Consider the following 23,830-nt stretch of genomic DNA (forward strand, 5'->3'; position numbering starts at 1 on the left):
AATTAATTGAGAAGAGAAAAGAGTTGGAAAACTAATGGCAAATATTAGCAGACCTCTCAAAGACATTGATATTCCATTCCGACAGGGGTTTTCAATACGCCTGTCATGATTTTGTCGACCTGTTGGAAAGAGCTATAAGGGTGTAGAGAAGAGTATGAGCCGAAAGGGAGACTGTTGGGACAATGTCGTTGCGGAATCCTTTTTTTAAGGCCATAAAGGAATTTGAATACTTATATAATCTTAAAAATGTAGCTTAATCTATTGTCCAATTTTTTATTGCAAATCCATTGGTTAGTCCATCAAATAATGGAAATTATCGTAGATTAAGTCTAGTGATATCGATGGTTGTAGATTCATTAAAAAAAAACGGGTTCATTGCCACACCACGCTGTCTTTATCAGCCGTCCGTGCCCCCATCACCCGCAAGGTGCTGGCCCATTCTTGACCGCGGTGTGGCAACTATATAGTAAATATATGGAAAATGTAGAACCTATCTAAGCTAAGGTTTTGGGTTGTACAATTCCCTCTTACGCTATCTATGGCAACGGCCTAAAGGGGAAATTAAGACTGTGCTACTCAAAGAATCTTAATAAAATTTAAATTCCTAAATTTAAAAAATCACCGGTGTAAGAGATATGGCCAATGTGATAAATTCCCACCCCCAGTAAAAACAAGCAGAGAGTACTTCGGAAATACCCTTGTGTAACATTCAAGCAAAAAAAAGCGACATAAGATTAAACTAATGCCGCTTTAAATGTTTTCACAACGGAATAATCCTTATTGTGAATTGCTTTCAGTTTTGCTAAAATAGTAAAATTTAATAATGGATTTTACAGAAAAACGTAATAAATAGAAAGAAAATCATTTTAAATTGTTTATATAAAAACTTAACCATGAAAAAAATTTTGGGACTGGACTTAGGAACAAACTCCATTGGGTGGGCACTTATTAAAAATAACTTTAATAAGAAAGAAGGGGAAATCGAGGATTTAGGAGTTCGGATTATTCCAATGAGTGCAGATGTTTTGGGGAAATTTGATGCAGGTCAATCAATATCACAAACAGCTGAAAGAACAGGTTATCGTGGAGTAAGACGCTTGTATCAACGAGATAATTTACGAAGAGAACGTTTACATCGCGTGTTGAATATACTTGGCTTTTTACCAGAACATTATGCACAACAAATCGATTTTGAAAAACGCTTAGGTCAATTTAAAGAAGGGAAAGAAGTAAAACTAAATTATAGACCCAATGCGGATGGTAAATACGAGTTTATTTTTAAACCTTCCTTTAATGAAATGCTTGAGCAGTTTAAAGTAGCTCAACCCGACTTGTTTTATGTAAAGTCTAACGGAAATGAAACAAAGGTTCCTTACGATTGGACACTCTATTATTTACGTAAAAAAGCACTATCACAACCTTTAACAAAACAAGAATTAGCTTGGGTAATTTTAAATTTCAACCAAAAACGAGGGTATTATCAGTTAAGAGGCGAAGAAATTGATGATGAAAAGGACAAGCAATTTGTTCAACTAAAAGTAAAAGAAGTTATTGACTCCGGGGAAGCTGTTAAAGGAAAACCATTATTTGATGTGATTTTTGAAAATGGTTGGAAGTATGACAAACAAATAGTAAAAACCGAAGACTGGATTAGTAGGACAAAAGAATTTATTGTTACTACTAAAATGTTGAAAAATGGGGATATTAAAAGAACTTATAAAGCCGTAGATTCTGAAAAAGATTGGGCCGCCATAAAAGCTAAAACGGAACAAGACATAGAACGCTCAAACAAAACGGTTGGTGAATTCATTTATGAAACCTTACTTGAAAAACCAACACAAAAAATAAGAGGTAAGCTTGTAAAAACTATTGAGCGTAAGTATTATAAAGATGAATTAAAAAAAATACTAAGCAAACAAATAGAACTTCAGCCTGAACTGTTTTCAAATAAGCTTTATAATGCTTGTATTAAAGAATTGTACCCACGAAATGAAGCACACCAAAATGCTATAAAAAACCGTGACTTTCTGTATTTATTGATTGACGATATTATTTTTTACCAGCGTCCTCTCAAAAGTCAAAAATCCAATATTTCGGGCTGTCAATTAGAACAGCGTGTGTACAATAAAACGAATAAAGAAACCGGTAAAAAAGAAATAGTTAGGCAAGCGATAAAAGGCATTCCAAAATCACATCCATTATTTCAAGAATTTAGAATTTGGCAATGGTTGCAAAACTTAAAAATATATGATAAAGTAGATACCAATAAAGGTGAATTGATAGATGTAACCAAACAACTATTGAAAAATGATGGTGATTGGGTAGCCTTATTCGACTTTTTACAAAGCAAAAGAGAACTTGAACAAAAGCAGCTTATAAAGTATTTTATTGATAAAAAACGTATCGAAAAGTCAAAAAAAGACCATTACCGATGGAATTATGTGGAAGATAAAAAATATCCTTTTGCAGAAACCAGAGCGCAATTTATTTCTCGTTTAACAAAAGTGGAAGGAATTGATGATGTCGACACCTTTTTAGACGAAAAAACACAACTCGGCACTAAGAGTAATAGCTCTTTTGTAACCAGAATTGAGCAATTATGGCATATTATTTATTCAGTTTCAGATATCAATGAATATAAATCTGCTTTAGTAAAATTTGCTCTAAAACACCATTTGGATGAAGGATCTTTTGTCAATAGTTTTATCAAATTCCCACCATTTAAAAGCGATTATGGCGGCTACTCTAAAAAAGCCTTAAACAAATTGCTGCCTTTAATGCGTAAAGGTAAATATTGGAACGAAAATGACATTTCAGATAAAGTAAAACAACGTGTTTCGGAAATTATGGAACGTGTTAATGCGCTTCACTTAAAAGACGATTACAACGCTAAACAATTGGCAGAAGCTTTAGCGAATGTTAGTGATGATGATGTAAAAAAACAAGTTATAAAAAGTTTTGTTCCATTTAAAGATAAAAATCCTTTAATAGGTTTGAATACATACCAAGCGACTTATTTGGTTTATGGTAGACATTCGGAAATTGGAGATATCCAAAATTGGAAAACACCTGAGGATATTGATACCTATCTAGATAATTTCAAGCAACATTCGCTACGCAATCCTATTGTAGAGCAAGCGGTTACCGAAACCTTGCGTGTTGTAAGAGACATTTGGAAACACTACGGCAAAAGCCAACCTGGTTTTTTCAATGAAATTCACGTTGAGCTAGGTCGTGAAATGAAAAACCCGGCAAGTAAAAGGGAACAAATTTCAAAACGAAATACCGAAAACGAAAATACCAATCTTCGGATCAGAGAAGTATTAAAGGACCTGATGAATGACGATTCTATTGAAGCTGATGTACGAGATTATTCACCAAGTCAACAAGATTTATTAAAAATCTATGAAGAAGGTATATATCAAAACCCAAAAGCAGATTATTCAAAAGTTAGCGAAGATGAAATAGCCAAAATTAGACGCAGCAACAGTCCAACACTAAAGGAAATACAGCGTTATCGTTTATGGCTGGAGCAAGGGTATATTTCACCTTATACAGGCAAGCCCATTCCTTTGTCAAAATTATTTTCACACGAATATCAAATAGAACATATTATTCCACAATCTCGCTATTTTGATAACTCATTGAGTAATAAAATTATTTGTGAAAGTGCTGTAAATGAAGATAAAGACAATAAAACGGCATTTGAATATTTAAGCGCAAAGGGCGGAAACGTTATCAATGGGCATAAATTATTAGGTCTTGCAGAATATGAAGCCCACGTTAACCAATACTTTAAAAATAACCGCCAAAAACTGAAAAACCTTTTGAGTGAAGATATCCCAGAAGGTTTTATCAACAGGCAAATGAACGATAGTCGATATATCAGTAAACTAGTTAAGGCTTTGTTGAGCAATATTGTACGTGAAGAAGGAGAGCAAGAAGCAACTTCTAAAAATTTAATTCCCGTAACAGGTTCAGTAACCTCAAAACTGAAAAACGATTGGGGGTTAAATGATAAATGGAACGAACTCATCTTACCGCGATTTGAACGTTTGAACCAATTAACACAAACCAACGATTTTACCGCAATCAATACCAGCGGTAATATCATACCAACTGTACCCGATGAATTGCTAAAAGGCTTTAGTAAAAAGCGTATAGACCATCGTCACCACGCATTAGACGCTTTGGTTGTGGCCTGTTGTACGCGTAATCATAGTCATTACTTGAGTGCTTTAAATACAGAAAAGAAAAATTATGGATTAAGAGATAAGTTATTGATTAAAAACGAACAAGGCGATTATACCAAAGCTTTTCAAATGCCCTGGCAAGGCTTTACAGGCGAAGCTAAAAATCAACTAGAAAAAACAGTGATTAGTTATAAGCAAAACTTACGTGTTATCAATAAAGCCAACAACAAATTTTGGTCCTACAAAGATGAAAATGGCAATTTGAATTTAGACAAAAGTGGTAAACCTATTAAAAAGTTACGCAAGCAAACAAAAGGTGATAATTGGGCAATACGTAAGGCAATGCATAAAGAAACCGTTTCTGGAAAATATAATATTGAAACGCCTAAAGGAAAAATAGCGACAGCTGTAAGAGGCTCTTTGGCAGACATTAAAAATGAAAAACACTTAGCTAAAATAACTGACCCACAAATAAGAGAAGTGATATTGCCTAATCATTTAAAAAACTATGTAGATGAAAAGGGCAAAATTAAATATGATGTAGCCTTTAGTGATGAAGGAATCGAAGGTTTAAACAGAAATATTGTCGCTTTGAACAATGGTAAAAAGCACCAACCTATTTATAAAGTCAAATTTTTTGAAGTGGGGAGTAAATTTTCCATATCTGAAAATGAAAACTCCGCTAAGAACAAGAAATATGTAGAAGCCGCAAAAGGCACCAACCTCTTTTTTGCGGTTTACTGGGATGAAAAAAAACAAAAAAGAAATTACGAAACCGTACCGTTAAATGAAGTGATTGAACACCAAAAACAAGTAGCACATTTACCAAAAAATGAACGTTTACCTATTCAGCCTAAACCCAAAAAAGGTAAATTTTTATTTGTACTATCTCCCAATGACTTGGTGTATGTACCTACAGATGAAGAGTTAGAAAACTTGGATGCTATCGATTTTAAGTATTTAACTACTGAACAAAATAATAGAATTTATAAAGTTGTAAGTTTTACTAAGACCAGATTATATGTTATTCCATTTAGTGTAGCAAAAGCAATCTATAATAAAGTTGAATATACACAACTTAACAAAATCGAATTTACTGAAGAGAAAAATGTAGTAGTAAAACTAAAAGTAAATCGACTAGGAAATATTACCATAGCATAGAAGTATGATAAAACGTACGCTCTTTTTTAGCAATCCTGCTTATTTAAGTACCAAAAACGAACAGTTGGTGGTCAACTTTCCTGATGAAGGTAAAAAGGAAGCGACCATTCCCATTGAAGATTTGGGATATATAGTTTTGGAAGACCCCCAAATCACAATCACAAATGGATTGTTAATGAAATTGGTGCAAAACAAAACAGCTGTTATCACCTGTGACAAACAACACCTGCCTTGTTCTTTTTTCCAGCCTTTGGTAGGTCATAGCGAGCAGACAGAGCGTATGCGCCACCAACTTAATGCCAGTCTACCCTTAAAAAAACAATTATGGCAGCAAACGGTTACCGCCAAAATAGAGAACCAGGCCAATCATTTTTTGGCAAGGGGAAAAAATGCACTTCGGTTAAAGCGGTATGCAAAGGATGTGAAAACAGGGGACTGGAATAATCAGGAAGCATTAGCGGCAGCCTTTTATTTTCAAAACCTGTTCGAACTGGAAGGTTTTAGCCGTAACCAAAAAGGTGTGCCACCCAATAATTTGTTGAACTATGGTTATGCCATCTTAAGGGCTGTTGCGGCAAGGGCATTGGTAAGCAGTGGTCTATTGCCCTCATTGGGAATCTTTCATCACAACAAGTACAATGCCTTTTGTTTGGCGGACGATGTTATGGAGCCCTATCGTCCTTTTGTGGATACCTTGGTCTATGATATTGTCCAAACAGGATGTTCACTTGAAGATTTAAACCAAAATATAAAGGCCCACCTGCTAACTATTCCTGCCATGGATGTTCTCATCGATGAAAAGCAAAGTCCGTTAATGAATGCCATGAGCCGAACCACAGCCAGTCTAGTCGAATGTTTTGAAGGGAGTAGGCGAAAGATACTTTATCCAGAGTTTAAAACCTCTTTGGAAACATTAGTCAATTAAAGTTAAATGGAGAATCATGGAATCATATTTGACTCGTCTTAACCAATACCGTTGTATGTGGGTAATTGTATTTTTTGATTTGCCAACTGAAACGTTCACGGAACGCAAGCATGCGACCAAATTCCGTAAAGACCTTTTGAACGATGGTTTTGGCATGTTCCAATTTAGCATTTATAGTAGATTCTGCCCCAGCAGGGAAAATGCCGCAGTTCATATAAAGCGCACAAAAAGGGCATTGCCAAAAAAAGGGAAGGTGTGCATTATGCAGATAACGGACAAACAGTTTGGCATGATGGAACTGTTTCATGGGCAAAAAGAGGTACCACCAGAGCCACCTAGCCAACAACTTGAGTTGTTTTAGCAATCAAATTGCATAGTTGAGCGCATTCGACACCCAGCAAAGTATTAATAAAAACACACTTCTAATACTTGTGTAAAAAACAGGATACCAGCCTATTACGGAAAGTATCCTGTGAATCATCCTTAAAATTAAAGAACTGAAAGCAATTCACAACGGTAACGGTCTTATTGAAACTTCCTTTAGCCCTGTGAATCATCCTTAAAATTAAAGAACTGAAAGCAATTCACAACAGTAAAGAAATATACCGAGCCAAATCGAATCCTGTGAATCATCCTTAAAATTAAAGAACTGAAAGCAATTCACAACAGCAAGACATCCATACTTTCACCGGTGATCCCTGTGAATCATCCTTAAAATTAAAGAACTGAAAGCAATTCACAACAGCAAGACATCCATACTTTCACCGGTGATCCCTGTGAATCATCCTTAAAATTAAAGAACTGAAAGCAATTCACAACTTCGAAGCGATTCAACGCTGTCGACTTTGGCCTGTGAATCATCCTTAAAATTAAAGAACTGAAAGCAATTCACAACTGATTAGTACAACATATTCAGACTTGTGCTCCTGTGAATCATCCTTAAAATTAAAGAACTGAAAGCAATTCACAACCAAAACGGGCGTCAAGTATATGCGCCGTTTCCTGTGAATCATCCTTAAAATTAAAGAACTGAAAGCAATTCACAACAATTAGGGTTACATAAAAATCTAAATCCTACCTGTGAATCATCCTTAAAATTAAAGAACTGAAAGCAATTCACAACTCTCCTTGGTTATTGTAATTTCTTCCTTGCCCTGTGAATCATCCTTAAAATTAAAGAACTGAAAGCAATTCACAACGTTGAGGAAAATTATATATGGGAGAAAAAACCTGTGAATCATCCTTAAAATTAAAGAACTGAAAGCAATTCACAACAGTATGCACTTCAAATACTGAACCGCTTGCCCTGTGAATCATCCTTAAAATTAAAGAACTGAAAGCAATTCACAACAAGGATTTGGTTTTTCGTCTTTGTTCAAATCCTGTGAATCATCCTTAAAATTAAAGAACTGAAAGCAATTCACAACAATATGATGTACATAAAAAATATTTACGTCCTGTGAATCATCCTTAAAATTAAAGAACTGAAAGCAATTCACAACACTTGTAATTTCATTGTTCTAGTATTTTTACCTGTGAATCATCCTTAAAATTAAAGAACTGAAAGCAATTCACAACTATTTGAACAATATACCGGCCTAAAGGACACCTGTGAATCATCCTTAAAATTAAAGAACTGAAAGCAATTCACAACGGCGTTGGTGATGGGGATAAAGGTGATATTCCTGTGAATCATCCTTAAAATTAAAGAACTGAAAGCAATTCACAACAAGGACAAGGACGACAATACCCTTTCAAGTCCTGTGAATCATCCTTAAAATTAAAGAACTGAAAGCAATTCACAACCGGACGTTTCATCGGTGGGTGGTTATCCATCCTGTGAATCATCCTTAAAATTAAAGAACTGAAAGCAATTCACAACCATTTGACTGAATATCATTTTTGAACTTCACCTGTGAATCATCCTTAAAATTAAAGAACTGAAAGCAATTCACAACTAATTTAAAGTTTGTCCAGTATAGGTGCCTCCTGTGAATCATCCTTAAAATTAAAGAACTGAAAGCAATTCACAACTTGCATGGCATTGATGCGCACACTGGCCTTCCTGTGAATCATCCTTAAAATTAAAGAACTGAAAGCAATTCACAACATAATTTCTATTTATTTGTGATTTTAATATCCTGTGAATCATCCTTAAAATTAAAGAACTGAAAGCAATTCACAACTGCTCGGCCTCTTTTTTAGCTTCCAATGTTCCTGTGAATCATCCTTAAAATTAAAGAACTGAAAGCAATTCACAACCAGTAAGCGGTTGTTGAACGATGCCCGTTCCCTGTGAATCATCCTTAAAATTAAAGAACTGAAAGCAATTCACAACCTTGTACCACGCAAGGACGATTCTTTTCGTCCTGTGAATCATCCTTAAAATTAAAGAACTGAAAGCAATTCACAACTACACCAGCAACCCTTTCCTAATACTATTTCCTTTGAAGTATTGAATTAATGCACTCAACCAATTTTTCAACCCTGTCTTCCGTATCCAATCCTTCAGCGTTTTGCTGTACTTTTAGAATGCCTTGCTCATCAATTACTTCATTAGTTATAAGATCATCATAAATTGGGTTTTCAGCACCTTCTGCATTTTGATTTTCAAAAAGGAAATGATTTCTATCTATATTGATACTTATGGTGTTTTTCTTGATTTTCAGATAGAGTAAATCGTTGTAGTCACCAAGAGTTAGCTTTTTACTCTTAATCTGCCGATTAACTTCATAAAAAAACGGACACCAGTTAAAACCATTGAATTGCTTCTGACGCATCTTATTGTATACATAATCGTCAAATGAATAGTAATAACCTCTGGAACATTCGCTGCGGAAGGATGGATATTGTAAAAAGTAATATTTCCAATCCTTGGCCTTTTCTTGGTAAGCTTCAAGCTCAGTTCTAATGTGTTCTTTAATAACTGTGTTAGGATTGTTTACTAAGAAGTCCAAGCACTTCATTAGCACTGGTCGAGTATGCGAAAAAATATCTTTCTTCTTTCCGAAACCAGGTGTAGTGAAAAATTTTCGAATGACCTTCTTATTTGAGGAAAGAAAATTGTACCAGCCTTCTTTTCTCTCTTCATTTCCGCTATCGTGTTGGGTATAGTCACCGAAACAGAGTAAAAAATTAGACCTATTAGTGAAGTCCTCAATTAGGAAATCTTCATCAAAGTATTTCAAAAACTGAGAGGCTCGGTTCTCTGTGTGGTCGTCAAATTGAAATATGGAAATGTTCCCTCTAAAAAAGTCACTATCCTCTAAACGATAAAAAGTATCAACAGCTTCTTGGGTTTGATAGAATAGTTCTTTCTCTTTTTCCTCTTGTATTTGGTCGGTTTTAAATCTCTTTAATGTATCAAAATCAAAACTCAATAGGAAGGCTTCTAACTCTGTGATGCTCTCCACCAAGGTTTCTCTACGTAATTCAAATTCTGAGTTTGCAACAAGGTTTCTTAATATTCTTACTTTCCTTTCAAAGTCTTCCGTTTGGTGTATGTTTTGGAATAAATAGCTATGCAGTAAAAGTTGCTCTGGTAAGCTAAAACCTCTATCCTTTTCAAAGTACAGCAAACACCGAACTAATAAGTTGTTCTCCTTATGAGGGAAGAATAATCTTGTTTTATCCTTATGGTAGTTGGCTTTTTCAAAATAAAAGGTATTCTTCCAAAAATTAGGGTTCGTCTCATTGCTGAGTACCAAATTGTCTAAAATGGAAAAGATTTCTTTTACGTTGTCTTCATTGCTGTAAATACTTTTAAGCTCTTTGGGTGATTCTACAGTATCGGTGTATTGTATGTCATTTTTAAGACCAATAACGTAGGTGATAAAATTGAAGAGGTTTAAAAAGCTATTGTCCACCAATAAGGCAATATCTTTTATGTTTTGAGCTTCTTCAGTTTCTAACAGTAGATTCCAAATGCAGTCAAACCAATCCTGGTCAATTTGCTTTTCAAATTTTTGCTTTAGTTCCTCATTCGTGATAATCTCAGAAAAATTGGCTTTGAAGTATTCAAACTCGGTAAGTGGCTTACCTCTTGAGTTCATTTTGATATATAAATCATCTGATAATTTGAACTCACTTAATACCAACTGATACATTTCAAAAGGGCAATTGTCGTCTTTTAAAACTTGCCAAGTATCTTCTAAATCATAATCGATATAGCGAAATTCTATATCGTCTAAAACGACAAGCATTGCTCGGATGCTTGGGTCAAAATCCCAAGTTTCAAAGTACCAAGACTGGTTTTTTATTTCCTCTGAAATAGTTCCACCTGTGAAACGAGGATTAAAGCCTATGAGCTTTTTGCAAAATATGGTGGTGCTGTGCCTTGTTTCGTAAACAAAGTTTTGAAGTGATTCTTTTTGGTCTGTGGGAATATTTTCTTTTGATGCTACGAACCAATAAAGCAACCATAATACCGTAAGCCTTTGTTGTCCATCGATAGGTGAGAAAATTGGATTTTCGCCTTGTGTTTTGTTCCCATAGATAAAGTCTAACTCTAAGTTTTTATGGATAACTTCTTCTTTGTTTTTTAAAATCGTATCAAAGATGACGTCTAGGAAATCTCTCCTGATTTTACTGGTGTTTTTATCTGTTCTGCCTTGTGCAAAATCTCGTTGAATGATAGGTATTTCAACTTTATCGGCAAGTATGTCTGTAAATTTAAGCTTCATTGAGCACTGGTGTTTTGTTTAAATAATGGTTTAAGCACTCGCTAATTTCTTCTAAGTGATTCTCTCTTTCTATTTTAGACCAGATAGATGATCGAGAATAAGACTCCTTTTGATAGTAGTTTAAAAACACTCTTTTGGTAGCAATAGGAATAAATGCTCCTTGCTTATCCATCTCTATGATTTTCCTTCGCTTTATTTCGAAAATGGAATTACTCAATGAGATATTTTCTGTTAACCCTAAAAGAGCCAAGTTTTTAATGTTGTGCAGATAAAGGTTTTCATCTTCATCATCTTTTGGAAGGATTTCAATAATGGAAGCACTTAAATCCTGAAACTGAGCATAGGTATATTTTTCCCTATCAATGGCGTTTGCTTTCTCAATTATTTCATTAGCCTTTTTGGAATTCGTAGTTATTGATAGAAGTACATTGAGGTGCATATCTAACCAAGAGAACCATTGCTCTCTCTTGTTCTCATTAATGCCGATGATATTTTGAGCGTGAATATGCTCTAAGCTCTTGTTGATGTTCTTGTATATTTCAAATGGGAAGAAATCGTTGTTATTATTATTTTTTCTCGTAAGCTCCGTATTCACCAGTAACAGAATTTCTATCAGCTTTTTGTGGTCGTTACGGTTATCATAGCTTAAATCGTCCCAATCGTTTGGAATACTCTCTGCTATTAATAGGTTTATCTCTTTCTCAAAAAGGTCTTTGTTATTCTCTTTTTTGAGTTGAATAATGTCCATAATATTAGTGCCAATGGCAATGAGGTAACCTACCTTGTGGTAATAGTTTTTATGGGTGTGCCAGTAACTTAGTGAACGATAAATCTCTTCTATACTCAACCACTTTTCCCAAAGGGAATCTGCATTCTCCTTTTCATCAAAGAAGTGAATGAAGCTATACAGGCTGTCTTTGCTATTATCTTTTTTTTGGGTATTTATATCGAACAAGTACTCTATTTTGGAAGAATAGCTATCCATCTTTTTATTGGATATGAATGCCCAGAATTTTGGGTTGTTGAGGTGGTTTTCAATCTCATCCCATAGCTGTATAAGTTGGGTACGCCTTTTTACCTTTTCTTGCGCACCAAACTCTTTAAAGCTTTCTTGATTTACAAACTTTGCCTTAATAAGTTCTGCACTATTCAGCGGTATTTTACCTCTGTTAAGACGGGTAAATAGCTCCTCGCTTTTTTGTGTATTGCCGTTAATTTCGTACCAAATAATTTGCGTACTCCACTCTGGCATTATGGTGTTGCCAGCTTCATCTTTCTTTACACTTGGTAGCAGGGTATCTAAAAAGTTGTTTTTATCGGAACGCCCTTCAATCTTGCCACTATTTTCAAACCAATCTTTAATTGTATCATAAGCCTTGCTTAGGTAATACAAATCGGGTTTGGTGAGATTGCCTTCTGTTTGATTTAAAAACTGTCGTGTTTCGGGTCGTGTTTGATATTCTATTGTGTAGATGTCCTCTTGGTATTCATCACTGAATTTATCTATTCGTAAGTGTTCTATTCTCAGGTAGGTCAGGATTCTATGAATGGTGGTTAATCTCTGCTGACCGTCAATTAACTCATAGCCATCAATGGTGTCTCCACTTTCTGATAGCCACGTTTTTTTTCTTACCACTATGGGTTGCAAGCAGTAGAATGTATTAACCTTTGCTGGGTCATGCCTATACTCCCAAATATCATTGAGCAATTGGCTTACATTGTGGTTAGTCCATCTGTACCCACGTTGGTAATCGGGTATATAAAAATGTAGCCCCAACAACTCGGTAATGGTTTTTAATATGATTTGGTTTTCTTGTTTATTCATACAGATTTATCTTTTCTCTGAGCGTTTGTAAAAAAAGCTATGTGTACGGAGAACACTTTGCTTGTGCGCTGGCCTTATCTTAATGAGGCACAACACCACGCAGATATGGTGAGTTGCGTTGGCAGATTACAATGCTGGGCCATACCAACTATACGAACGCTTAGTTCTTGTGGGCAGGTTTAAATTCAGGGTTTATTTTGTATTCTCCTCTCCGCACTCTTACGAAATATGGTTTCCCATAAACTTTTTTCTTTTTTTATTTGGGTCTAAAGAATGTTTGGCTAAAAAAGGTTTACTTTTACCCAAACATTCTCTAACGTCTGAAACTTTTAAAGTTTCATCTAATTGCTTGTTAGCATATTGTTCAGCAATACATTTGAATAGTTGGCTCATCTTATTAATTTCTTTGTGTTGTTGTTCAATTTATATGCTTGAATTCCAGTGAGGAGATTATTAAATTTAATGGATGAGTCAATGCTCTCCAGTTGCGCGGTAACTTCCTTGCCTAGACTTTCCAGTAAATTTTCGGACATATAATTTAAATCCCCAATTTCATTACTTATGTCATCAAGTTTATCTCCGATTAAATCGAGTTTTTCTGAAATATTTTTTTCCCAATTTGAGTTAAAAATATCTAATCCATCAAACTTTTCGTAAATCTCATAAAATATAATCATGTCGTTTTTTACGAGCGATGTTATCATATTTATGGAATGGAATAGTACAATATTGTATGTATAAATTTTATTTTTTAAAAGTCTGTCAAGTTCTATTACTTCTTGAATGCTTTTTGAATTGTTGATTGAATTGAAAACCAACTTAATATTGTCCTTTTTTGCTTTCAAATAATTTGAGATCTTAATGAAGTCTTGAATATATTCCCTTTTTATTTCAATAATTACATCTTGGTTTTTCTTCAGCAAAATATCGAAGTCCTTAAAGTCATTTAACAAAATCTCGTCACCTTCTTTTTTTGCATAAGAGTTAAGGGTCTCACTAACCTTATTTGTTAATTCAACAAATCTTTCTTTTTCTGCTTTCTCTTGAGATATTTTAATATTTCTTTCCTCCTCCGATTTTCTTTTTCGTTCAAGCTCATACTTTTTTTGCATCTTAACATCATACTTCTTATCTGAAAGAACGGCCAGAAATAGAATTACTCCAATTGTTAGAAACATAAAAAAAGCAATTAAGTTCCCCATAATATTTTCTTTATCAATATCCGTTTGAAAAAGTCCAATTACTAATGGGATAAGAGTTATAAAAGCTAAAGCCATAAAAAATATTCCAATCTTTTTTTTCATAACCAAATTTTCTAGGTCGTTAATAAAATTAAGCGGTTTGGGTCAAACCCGCCCACACCATATTTATATACGGAACTTGATTCTGCATATACCAACAAATAAGCTGACTTTGTCCGGTTTAAGTGTTTTAATGCAATGCATAGTTCCCGCTGTTCAAGTACTTGTGCAACTGTCCGCCGAAGGAGGAACGGTTACAGTTGTTGAGCCAGCTTTTTATTGGGATAGTGTCTTTAAATTATTTTTTCCGATAAATTTAAGTAAATCTATTCCTTGCAAATTAGATTCTCTTTCAAATTGTTTCCAGTCTTTAGAAAAATTACCATTTGATGTATGTTTGAAAACGTAAATATTACCTTTAAACTCACTAATTTTATTGAGATTTTTCCAAAAAACATTGAATAAACCACCATTCTTAAGTTCGCTTTTCCCAATAATGATAATAGGAATTTTTAAATTATTAGAATAATTTGCGACTTCATAAGAAGTGTATAACAAAATGTTGTTGAAGTTTTTTTCTCCGATTTTTCTTTTAATCTCTCTTAGTTCTTTGGTGCTTTTTGTACTTAGAAATGTTTTATTTATAACAATACATTCCTCGTCAAAGTCATCTACAAATTGGTGTTTTGTGAAATGGTTTCTTAAAATACTCCCAGATGGACCTACAAAAAATCGTCCTTTTTGGTACTCTTCGTAACCAGGATTATCTCCAACAATTATAAACTTAATTCTAGAAAAGTCTCTTTGCTTATTATCAAAGGATATTTTTAAGCCCATTTATATTTTATAAATTACGATATAATTCAATTTTAAAAACTTTGTTTTTCGTGGATGTCAAAGTTAAGTTGTTGAAATCCTCTGATAGTTCATAATTAAATTCTTCATTGTCCACTTTTAGCGTATTGTCATTAATTATGTATTTTCCACTATTTCTTTTTCCTTGCATTCTACTTTTATAATCATTATCCTTCTTCAAGTCAATCTCAAATTTTTCGTTTTCATATGAACCTTCCCAATCGCCTATTAGGTAATCTTTTTTATTTGCAAGTCTAAAGTCAATTGTTTTCTTGCCCTTTGAAAGAGTTAAATTTTTCTCACTTACTTTTGAAATTATTAATGTGTCCCCGTCAAGATAAATCATATTTTTTTCGATTGTATAATCTAATAATTTATCATCGTTCATATTTTTTGCTTTTCCATCAGATGTAAACATAATTATCTCATCTCCATAACTTGAAATTTCATACCACCATTTGCCTTCTATTTCCTTTTTATTGGAAGAACAAGATGTCAAAACAATTAATAATGTTAAAACCGATGCAGCTTTTTTTGTAAATTTTAAATTCATTTTTTAGTTAATTTAGTTTTTTGCCTACTTCAAATTTGTGTTGGTTTTTCGACTTGTTCCCAACTTTAAAAAGTCTAAATTCTTATATTTATGTTATAAGTTGTTGAATTTCAGCGCAATATTTTTTTCAAAATTACGCACAACTTGTTTATATACTGAACTATGCAGGGTATATGCCACCAAAAAGGTTGGCTAGGCCCAAGTTTTGTGTTTTATTGTTCAGCAGAGTTTTTTTAATATTCAATAAATCTTTTCGGGGATTGAATGAAATGTAAGAATTTTCTAAAACTATAGAATGTGGAATTCTGTAAGGAAATTAAAAACAGAGATTTTAAGGAAAAGTATTACCCTTAATTTTTCAATTTCAAAGTCTAACCAAATTAAAAAAATCACTAAGCTTTAGGTCTCTAGCTTCACAGATTTTATGTAAGGTTTCTACCGGTATTCTATATTCTTTCCTACCTTTTATTTTCCTTACAGTACTTTCATCAATATTATGTTTAGCAGCAAAAGAACTCTGGGATTTTCCCTCATTAATCCAAGGGAGCAACCACTCCTTGGTTATATAGCTACATATTTCAGCATTAATATTTGACATCAAGACAAAGGAAAAGGATGAGAAATACAATATCTCGGTCGTTCGACCGAAATTGAGATATTTTTACTATATTGCATTCAGTTATTTAAATTTGCGATTCTTCTTTTAGAACATATTTGAAGCAATCGCTTTGATTCTCGGATGGAAAACTGGTAATTTTTTATGCGAACGAGATGATAAGTAGATTGGCTCACGACCCGGGCGTGGGCTCACTTATCGTTTGCAGGGCATTTACCAGTGCCTCCGTCCGTTAAGTTGAGTTTCCACGCCCAACTTTTTCTTAGCGTTTGGTTTCTTTAGTCCTTTCGGAGCATCGCCCAACCATTTGGGTTATGGGAAACTTATGGCAACTTTTTTTTGTAGGGTTTACACCTTGTTATTGTCCTGTTTTTGGCACATCACATTCGGTGTTCGATATCCTGTTCAGTAAAAAGCCGAAGAATCCCGTATAACCTTTTTTGGTTTTTGATTGTGGGAACACGTAACACTATTCCGGTTCACGATATCCTTTAGTCCCACAATTCACGTACACTTTGAGGGCAGCCGGCCCAATCACGAAACCATGTTTTTTGGTTTAGGAATCCTATTTCCGAGAGCTTTTGCTCTTTGGGCAGGATGGCCTTTGTCCGAACCTTGATGTCCTTGTTGGAAGTTACGGCTTTTCCGTGACTTATGGGGCAGTGTATAGAACAACTAACGCTTTAATTAAAAGAACTCAATTTATGCAACATTCAATAATATGCATGCGCAGGGGAATCCTGCCTGTGCTCCTATATGTCTTTCTAATGCCCCTTTTTTCATTTAGTCTGCAAGCGGGCACTTTCTTGGAACCACCACAGGCCACCGTTTCCGGCACCGTGACCGATACGTCTGGGAATCCCCTGGCCGGGGTGAACCTTGTGGTGGAATCCAAGAATATCGGGACCATGTCCGATATGGACGGTTCCTTTTCCATTGCTGCCGGTCCTTCCGATGTCCTGATCTTTTCCATGGTGGGTTTCAAGAGCCTTTCCGTGCCCATTGCGGGTAGGGAAGAGGTCTTTGTTTCCTTGGAAGAGGATGTAACGGTTTTGGGCGAGATCGTGCTCAATGCGGGCTATTATACCGTTTCCGAGAAGGAACGCACGGGCAGTATCGAAAAGGTGACTTCCGTGGACATCGAAAAACAACCCTTGTCCAATCCTTTGGCCGCATTACAGGGCAGGGTAGCCGGTGTCGAGATCAATCAGTTCTCGGGATTGCCGGGTTCCAACTTCAATATTCAGATACGGGGTCGGAACAGTATCCGACCCGGGACCAATGAACCGCTCTATGTCATAGACGGGGTTCCCTTTGCTTCGGGCAGTCTGGGGGAGGAGCAGGCTTCCCTTCCCTTGCCAGGGGGCGCCATCAGCCCCTTGAACAATATCAATCCCTCCGATATCGAGAGCATCGAGATCTTGAAGGATGCCGATGCCACGGCCATTTACGGTTCCCGTGGGGCCAATGGGGTGGTGCTGATAACAACCAAGAAAGGGAGGTCAGGGGATATCCGGGTCGAGCTCAACGTTCAGACGGGACTGGGATCGGTGACCCGGAAAGTGGATATGTTGAATACCTCCGAATATTTGATGATGCGCAAAGAGGCCTATGCCAATGACGGGATAGACCCTATTCCGTTCAGTGCCTATGATGTCAACGGGACTTGGAATCCCAACAGAAATACGGATTGGCAGGAAACCCTTTTTGGGCGTACCTCCTATCTGACGGATATCCGTGGTTCCGTATCCGGGGGCAACGAGTTGACCCAGTTTCTGATCAGTGGCAATTATTTTTTCCAGAGCAGTGTGTTCCCTGGGAATTTTAGCAATGACAAGGTGTCGGTCTTGAGCAATCTTGGCCATAGGACCAAGGACAATCGCTTCTCGGTACAGTTTTCCACCAGCTTTACCTCCAATACCAATGACCTACCCGGGGATGGCCTATTGGTGCTGCGGGCCTTACAATTGGCGCCCAATGCCCCCGAACTATACACAGAAGATGGGGAGCTCAACTGGGAGGGTTCCACATGGACGAACCCTTTGGCGGCCCTCAACGGTACATATGGTTCGAAGGGTACGACCCTGATTAGCAATGCCCGATTGATCTATAAGCTATGGGACAGGCTCAGCCTGACCACCAATCTGGGGTATACTGAAAACCATTTGCGTGAACTGAACACCGTTCCCTCGACCATTTTTGATCCTGCCTTTGGCATCGGGCCCGAGTCTTCCTATGCCGTGCACAATACCGGGGAGCGCAGCTCTTGGATCATCGAGCCACAATTGCAGTACGAACAGGAATTTGGATGGCTGAGACTAGCCGCATTGGGAGGACTGACCTTTCAAAACCAAGAGACGAGAAGGCGTTCCCAGTTCGCCTTTGGCTTCACCAACAATAGCCTTATCGAGAACCTCTCCGCGGCCTCCAGCCTGTTTCCAGTTGCCGATATTACAGAGCAATATCGCTATCAGGCCCTCTATGGACGGATCAACCTATCGCTGCATGGGCGTTATTTCTTGAACCTGACCGGAAGAAGGGACGGTTCCAGTCGGTTTGGACCGGATAAGCGATATGCGAATTTTGCGGCGATCGGTGGGGCATGGCTCTTTGGGGATGAAGGCTTTGTAAAGGAAGGGTTGCCCTTTATGAGCCATGGGAAACTGCGCGGCAGTTATGGGACCTCTGGTAACGATCAAATCGGGGAATACCAATACCTCGATACCTATTCCTTTGGGGCCCAACAATACCAAAATACCATTGGGCTGTATCCCACCCGATTGTTCAATCCCGATTTTAGCTGGGAGGAAAATAAAAAACTGGAACTTGCCCTGGAGCTGGGTTTCTTTCGGGATCGGATCATGCTCAACACAAACTATTACCGCAACCGGTCCACCAATCAGTTGGTGGGTATTCCCCTTCCGGCCACTACTGGATTTTCATCGGTCAATGCCAATTTGGGCGCAACGGTCGAAAACCGGGGCTGGGAACTGGAACTGTTCGCCAATGTGATCCGTAAGGAAAGACTCCGTTGGACCCTGGGGGTGAACCTGACCGTTCCCAAAAACGAATTATTGGAATTTCCCAATTTGGAGGGGTCCACCTATGTCAATCAGTACGTGGTCGGCAAGCCTTTGAATATTGCCAAGGTCTACCAATGGAACGGGATAAATCCACAGACCGGTCTCTATGAATTTGAGGACTTTAATGGCGATGGCGCCATAGCGAGCTCGGATGATCGCCAATTGGTAAGGGAACTCGATCCTTCATATTACGGAGGGTTGACCAGCAACCTGAACATAGGCAAGTTTTCGATGGACCTGTTGCTGCAGTTCTCCAAACAGGAGGGGTATAATTTTTGGGCATCTGGAGGGGTACTGGTGGGCCGGTTGGGCAATCAGCCCAAATCGGTACTGCAACGATGGCAGGAAGAAGGGGATGTGGTCCCCGTACAGCGTTTTTCCACCGGCACAGCACAAACCACCCAAGCCTTTAGGCACTACGGGCGAAGCGATGCCTCCATCTCGGATGCCTCCTTCCTCCGTTTGCGGACCCTTTCCTTTTCTTACCGATTGACTGATGAGGAATTTAACGGGTTCGGCTGTGAACTGTTCCTCAGGGGGCAGAACCTCTTTACGATCACGCGCTTTGAGGGCTTAGATCCCGAAACACGTAGCAATCAAGCCGTACCGCCATTGCGGATGGTCAGCCTTGGAACCAAATTAACCTTTTAAACGGATATTATGAAAATACGAAATATACAATCCTATAACCTTGGTCACCTCTTCGGTAGCTTACTACTGCTTACCGCGCTTTTGTCCTGCGAAGACTTTTTGGAGGTGGACCCACCGATCGACCAATTGACGGGTACCGTGGTATTTGAGGATGCCGCCACCGTGGATGCCGCCCTGGCACATATCTATGCAGAACTACGGGAAAATTCACTAGTGGCGGGGACATCCAATGGACTGGGGTACATGATGGGACATTATACCGATGAACTGGATCTCTATAGTCTCAACCTTCCCGATGTGGACAATGTGGCACAAAACAGTGTGCTGCCCAGCGATAATACCGTTAGGAACCTTTGGAACTCCAGTTATAACATCATCTATGCGGCCAACCGTATACTTGAAGGTGTCGAATCTTCCACTGGTTTGTCGGAAATGGAAAAGGACCGCTTTTTGGGAGAGGCCCATTTCATCAGGAGCTTTTTACACTTCCATTTGGTCAATCTCTTTGGGCCGGTGCCCTATGTCAATACCACGGACTATGATACCAATAATGAGGTATCCCGAACGGATACTGATAGGGTCTATCAAAACATTCTGGAAGACCTGAATACCGCCAAAGCCTTGTTGCCTCTCTCCAATGGTGGTGTGGAACGACTACGTCCGGACCATTGGACGGCAGCGGCCCTGTTGTCCCGTGTCCACCTCTATATGGAAGATTGGGAAAAGGCACTGGACGAAGCCACCTATGTCATCGCCAATGGCGGTTTTGCCCTTTCCCCGGATCTTAACGGGGTGTTCTTGAAGGAAAGTCCAGAGACCCTATGGCAATTGGGCCCCAACCTGTCGGGGGACAACACCAATGAAGGGTTTACCTATATCATCGTATCGGGACCGCCCCCGAATTCAGCCCTATCCCAAAGGCTGTTGGATAGCTTTGAGGAAGGGGATGCCCGAAGCACAGCCTGGGTAGGATCCGTTTCCGAAGGGGAAGAAGTTTGGTACTTTAACAAAAAGTACAAGGAATTTGCCCCGACAGCGGTCACTCGGGAGTGTTCCGTGCAGTTTCGCTTGGCAGAACTCTATCTGATCAGGGCAGAGTCGCATGCCCGTTTGGGAAATCCAACACAGGCCTTGGCCAATATCAATGCCCTTCGCGCTCGGGCCAATCTCGATCCATTATCCATAATGGATCAGGCTTCTCTTTTGGATGCCGTGCTCACGGAACGACGGGTGGAGCTGTTCTTGGAACAGGGACACCGTTTTTTTGATCTGAAACGGACCGTTAGGGCCAATGCGGTGCTGGGGGCTTTCAAATCTGGTTGGGAAAGTACCGATCGCTTACTGCCCATCCCCGAGTCAGAACTCTTGTTGAACCCTAAACTACAGCCACAAAATGAAGGTTATTGACATATCCCATACCCCTTTAGCAAAGCACATGAAATGTCAATTTTTGTTTTCATGCATTGTTTGGTTAGTCGCCTGTCCCCTCTGGGGGCAGGTTTTTTCAGGGGTATCGGCAACATTAGAGGACGAACGCCTGATCCTTGGCCTGGACCCCGAGGCCCTTGGCGCACCAATGCTGTTTGTCCGTCATGGTACCGGGGACCATCAAGTGCTATGGACAAGGCAGAAAGACTATGTACTTTTGACCATACCCAGGGTCAAGTCCGTGTTGGATGTTGAACTCCCCTTGTTCGGGAGCCGGGCCATTACCTCACGGGTTATTGGACGTTTTCCCATACTTAAGGACCGTGGCGATGGCGCGACCCTTCATATCGATGCGACCGACTTGTTTTTACGGTCTCAAATCCCATGGCATCCCGGGCCGCCCGAAAGTGTACTGTCCGACCTGTCCTATATTGAAGAGGTGGTCTATTTGGACAACGAGACCATAGTACGCACCCAAAGGACCGTAGCCTATAGGAACGCCAGTCGGACGATGGAAGCGGATTTTAGCTTTTATCGATTGCCAAAGCCCATGTCCCCTAGACTATATGATCACCGCATGGCCTATTTTTATGAAAACAAGGACCTTCTATTGGGAGAACAACTGCTTACAGAAAAAGGCAGTATTACCCGTTGGCGCTTGGAAAAAAGGAAGAAATCCAAAAGGTTGGGTGAAGCTGTCGAGCCCATTGTATTGCATCTAGATCCCGAAACGCCCGACAAATGGAAACCCTATCTCAGGGCTGGAGTGCTGGAATGGTCCAAGGCCTTTGAAAAGGCCGGGTTCTCCAATGCTATCGAGGTTCGGGAACTGCCCGAGGAATTGGATGGGCGTATCGGAAACAGTATCAACTACTCCATGATCCGATGGAACAGGCATTCCAAGGTGAGAGATGGGGATACAGTTACAGGCGGTTCTTCCGTGGCCATCATCATTGACCAGCGCAGTGGGGAAATCCTCAAAGGGGATATCCTTTTGTCCACGTTGATGCCCGGCTTGTCCGAGGATTATTTGCTCCGTTGTGCCCCCATAGATAGCAGGGCACGGGAATATCCTTTATCCGATGAGCTGAACGGGGCATTGATACAATACGTTACCGCTCATGAAATGGGGCATATCTTGGGTTTAAAGGATGCCAATTTCGGGGAGTTTGGCTATCCTTTGGAAAAGATGCGCAATCGGTCCTGGTTGGAGACCATGGGACATACCCCCAGTGTTATGAATTATTGCAGGCACAATACCGTAGTGCAACCGGAAGATGGGATACCACCTTCACTATTGATCCAACGGGTGGGCCCCATGGATGAATTCCAAATCAATTGGGGATACCGATCCTTCCCGGAGGCCCTATCTCCGGAGGACGAATTGCCCTATCTCGACGCCATGGTCAGCAAACAGGACACTGTTCCTTGGTTGCGATATAACAACAATGTCATGGAAGTTTTGGGACCGGGCACAGTTAATGAGGTGGTGGGGAACGATGACCCCGTGGAAAGTGTTCGCTTGAGCCTTAAAAATATGAAACGGGTCATGGATCTGTTGCCCAGTTTGAACGAAGATCAGCGGGACAATGCCCTGTTGGCACGACTGTATGACAAGTCCTTGGAATTGTGGTACCATTACATGCACCAGCTCGTATCCATGATAGGCGGGTATTCCATCCAATATAAAATAGGCTCCCAAGAAGGTGGGGTTTACTATCCCATTCCAATGGCAAAACAAGAGGAAGCGATGCAGTTCTTGCTGCAACATGCCTTTGCCCAACAAGCATGGTTGTCCGATCCGCTGTTTTTGGCCAAGATTCAATATTCCACCAATGGAGATCGATTTTTGGAGTATCAAATCAAGTTGTTGAACGATCTTCTGGATGGCCGTCGGTTGAAACGACTGGAATTTATGGAACGTTTGGAATCCCATAAGGGAATAACAAAAAAAATGATGTCCCTTTTGGGTGCCGGCCTTTTCTCGAATGTGAAGTTAATCGATAGGCAACAACAGGAACTGCAACGGGCCTATATCGTGCAATCCGGGAAATGGATCTCCCATGAAAAAGTCTACCGCTTTGCCATTCCTAGGATTGATGCCAATATGTACAGTGATTGGGCCAAGAGTGTGCTGCTTTCTGAAATCTATCAGGTCAGGGAGCGGCTCAATGAAGGGTTAAGGACAAATGAAAATGCCGAGGTCAAGGCCCATCTGTTGCTGTGTCTGCAATTGATGGATGGATTTGTCCCAAGCGAGGGGTACTAAAAATAAAGGAGCCTCGATCAAGGCCCCTTTTTTTAAGGATTAATTGGGCGTTGTTTTCCTCAGTTGAACACTACAGGAAGTACCGTTCTCAAAACGGTACACCTGGTTTCCGCCAGAGGTACACAAATAGGCCCCGGTTAGGGAACAATCCAAGTCGTTCACCTCTTCACAGGGTTCCTGTGGGTCGATTTGAACATACCCTTGGGTAATCATGGATTGTTCGGCCGTTTCATTTGGAGCGGCCGTAAAGGCGCTAGCGGCAATGGCAAAAACGATGGCCAAGGCCGGCATGATAAATTTAATTGCTTTTGTTTTCATAATACATAGAAATTAAAATGATGATCTACT

Annotated in this window: 14 protein-coding genes, 1 pseudogene and 1 CRISPR repeat array; of the genes and pseudogenes, 7 read left to right on the plus strand and 8 right to left on the minus strand. The window is 39.0% G+C overall.

Annotated elements, in window-relative coordinates; translation table 11 throughout:
* Positions 1-59 precede the first annotated feature (59 nt).
* The 4 genes and pseudogenes from AC13CS_RS11570 to cas2 form a co-directional block, all read left to right on the plus strand.
* Positions 60-205, plus strand: a pseudogene (locus AC13CS_RS11570) (IS3-like element ISHor1 family transposase); the annotation flags it as partial.
* A gap of 688 nt (positions 206-893) precedes the next feature.
* Positions 894-5,354, plus strand: coding sequence for a type II CRISPR RNA-guided endonuclease Cas9 (gene cas9 / locus AC13CS_RS11575; protein ID WP_293167340.1), 4,461 nt, complete (start codon positions 894-896; stop codon positions 5,352-5,354).
* Between the two features lie 4 nt (positions 5,355-5,358).
* Positions 5,359-6,279, plus strand: coding sequence for a type II CRISPR-associated endonuclease Cas1 (cas1, locus tag AC13CS_RS11580; RefSeq protein WP_293167338.1), 921 nt, complete (start codon positions 5,359-5,361; stop codon positions 6,277-6,279).
* 16 nt (positions 6,280-6,295) lie between these two features.
* A complete protein-coding gene (cas2, locus tag AC13CS_RS11585; RefSeq protein WP_293167336.1) occupies positions 6,296-6,640 on the plus strand; it encodes a CRISPR-associated endonuclease Cas2 in 345 nt (114 codons plus the stop codon).
* Between the two features lie 108 nt (positions 6,641-6,748).
* A CRISPR array of direct repeats spans positions 6,749-8,693; the repeat unit is 46 nt; unit sequence CCTGTGAATCATCCTTAAAATTAAAGAACTGAAAGCAATTCACAAC.
* Between the two features lie 24 nt (positions 8,694-8,717).
* Here the strand turns inward: cas2 and AC13CS_RS11590 are convergent.
* The 7 genes from AC13CS_RS11590 to AC13CS_RS11620 form a co-directional block, all read right to left on the minus strand.
* Positions 8,718-10,961 carry a GmrSD restriction endonuclease domain-containing protein gene (locus AC13CS_RS11590; protein ID WP_293167334.1) on the minus strand — a complete coding sequence of 748 codons (2,244 nt, stop codon included), beginning with the start codon at positions 10,959-10,961 and terminating at the stop codon, positions 8,718-8,720.
* The gene (locus tag AC13CS_RS11595) at positions 10,951-12,786 is read right to left on the minus strand and encodes a GmrSD restriction endonuclease domain-containing protein (RefSeq protein WP_293167332.1); all 1,836 of its coding nucleotides are present in this window, start codon (positions 12,784-12,786) and stop codon (positions 10,951-10,953) included. Before AC13CS_RS11595 ends, AC13CS_RS11590 begins: the two co-directional genes overlap by 11 nt.
* Before the next feature lie 219 nt (positions 12,787-13,005).
* Positions 13,006-13,179, minus strand: a complete 174-nt coding sequence (locus AC13CS_RS11600) for a hypothetical protein (RefSeq protein ID WP_293167330.1) — start codon at positions 13,177-13,179, stop codon at positions 13,006-13,008.
* Positions 13,176-14,090, minus strand: coding sequence for a hypothetical protein (locus AC13CS_RS11605; RefSeq protein WP_293167329.1), 915 nt, complete (start codon positions 14,088-14,090; stop codon positions 13,176-13,178). Before AC13CS_RS11605 ends, AC13CS_RS11600 begins: the two co-directional genes overlap by 4 nt.
* A gap of 213 nt (positions 14,091-14,303) precedes the next feature.
* The gene (locus AC13CS_RS11610) at positions 14,304-14,864 is read right to left on the minus strand and encodes a uracil-DNA glycosylase family protein (protein WP_293167328.1); all 561 of its coding nucleotides are present in this window, start codon (positions 14,862-14,864) and stop codon (positions 14,304-14,306) included.
* Between the two features lie 7 nt (positions 14,865-14,871).
* Positions 14,872-15,435 (minus strand): hypothetical protein, encoded by a 564-nt coding sequence (locus AC13CS_RS11615; protein WP_293167327.1) that lies wholly within the window; start codon positions 15,433-15,435, stop codon positions 14,872-14,874.
* A gap of 364 nt (positions 15,436-15,799) precedes the next feature.
* Positions 15,800-16,033 (minus strand): helix-turn-helix domain-containing protein, encoded by a 234-nt coding sequence (locus AC13CS_RS11620; protein WP_293167326.1) that lies wholly within the window; start codon positions 16,031-16,033, stop codon positions 15,800-15,802.
* Positions 16,034-16,755: 722 nt separating this feature from the next.
* On the opposite strand from AC13CS_RS11620, the gene AC13CS_RS11625 reads away from it, so the two are divergent.
* From AC13CS_RS11625 to AC13CS_RS11635, 3 genes are read left to right on the plus strand one after another with little or no spacing between them, the layout of a single operon-like run.
* A complete protein-coding gene (locus tag AC13CS_RS11625; protein WP_293167325.1) occupies positions 16,756-19,785 on the plus strand; it encodes a SusC/RagA family TonB-linked outer membrane protein in 3,030 nt (1,009 codons plus the stop codon).
* 9 nt (positions 19,786-19,794) lie between these two features.
* A complete protein-coding gene (locus AC13CS_RS11630) occupies positions 19,795-21,192 on the plus strand; it encodes a RagB/SusD family nutrient uptake outer membrane protein (protein ID WP_293167324.1) in 1,398 nt (465 codons plus the stop codon).
* Positions 21,179-23,482 (plus strand): zinc-dependent metalloprotease, encoded by a 2,304-nt coding sequence (locus tag AC13CS_RS11635; protein ID WP_482888757.1) that lies wholly within the window; start codon positions 21,179-21,181, stop codon positions 23,480-23,482. The genes AC13CS_RS11630 and AC13CS_RS11635 overlap by 14 nt, the downstream gene beginning before the upstream one ends.
* Positions 23,483-23,521: 39 nt before the next feature.
* Here AC13CS_RS11635 and AC13CS_RS11640 read toward each other — a convergent pair whose 3' ends face one another.
* On the minus strand, positions 23,522-23,800 hold the full coding sequence (locus AC13CS_RS11640) for a DUF6520 family protein (RefSeq protein ID WP_293167322.1): 279 nt from the start codon (positions 23,798-23,800) through the stop codon (positions 23,522-23,524).
* Positions 23,801-23,830 lie beyond the last annotated feature (30 nt).

This window comes from Flagellimonas sp. B-3, from assembly GCF_056857835.1.

Coding starts and splice junctions, on each gene's coding strand:
- cas9 (WP_293167340.1), top strand. CDS start 894: ATGAAAAAAATTTTGGGACTGGACTTAGGAACAAACTCCATTGGGTGG.
- cas1 (WP_293167338.1), top strand. CDS start 5,359: ATGATAAAACGTACGCTCTTTTTTAGCAATCCTGCTTATTTAAGTACC.
- cas2 (WP_293167336.1), top strand. CDS start 6,296: ATGGAATCATATTTGACTCGTCTTAACCAATACCGTTGTATGTGGGTA.
- AC13CS_RS11590 (WP_293167334.1), bottom strand. CDS start 10,961: ATGAAGCTTAAATTTACAGACATACTTGCCGATAAAGTTGAAATACCT.
- AC13CS_RS11595 (WP_293167332.1), bottom strand. CDS start 12,786: ATGAATAAACAAGAAAACCAAATCATATTAAAAACCATTACCGAGTTG.
- AC13CS_RS11600 (WP_293167330.1), bottom strand. CDS start 13,179: ATGAGCCAACTATTCAAATGTATTGCTGAACAATATGCTAACAAGCAA.
- AC13CS_RS11605 (WP_293167329.1), bottom strand. CDS start 14,090: ATGAAAAAAAAGATTGGAATATTTTTTATGGCTTTAGCTTTTATAACT.
- AC13CS_RS11610 (WP_293167328.1), bottom strand. CDS start 14,864: ATGGGCTTAAAAATATCCTTTGATAATAAGCAAAGAGACTTTTCTAGA.
- AC13CS_RS11615 (WP_293167327.1), bottom strand. CDS start 15,435: ATGAATTTAAAATTTACAAAAAAAGCTGCATCGGTTTTAACATTATTA.
- AC13CS_RS11620 (WP_293167326.1), bottom strand. CDS start 16,033: ATGTCAAATATTAATGCTGAAATATGTAGCTATATAACCAAGGAGTGG.
- AC13CS_RS11625 (WP_293167325.1), top strand. CDS start 16,756: ATGCAACATTCAATAATATGCATGCGCAGGGGAATCCTGCCTGTGCTC.
- AC13CS_RS11630 (WP_293167324.1), top strand. CDS start 19,795: ATGAAAATACGAAATATACAATCCTATAACCTTGGTCACCTCTTCGGT.
- AC13CS_RS11635 (WP_482888757.1), top strand. CDS start 21,179: ATGAAGGTTATTGACATATCCCATACCCCTTTAGCAAAGCACATGAAA.
- AC13CS_RS11640 (WP_293167322.1), bottom strand. CDS start 23,800: ATGAAAACAAAAGCAATTAAATTTATCATGCCGGCCTTGGCCATCGTT.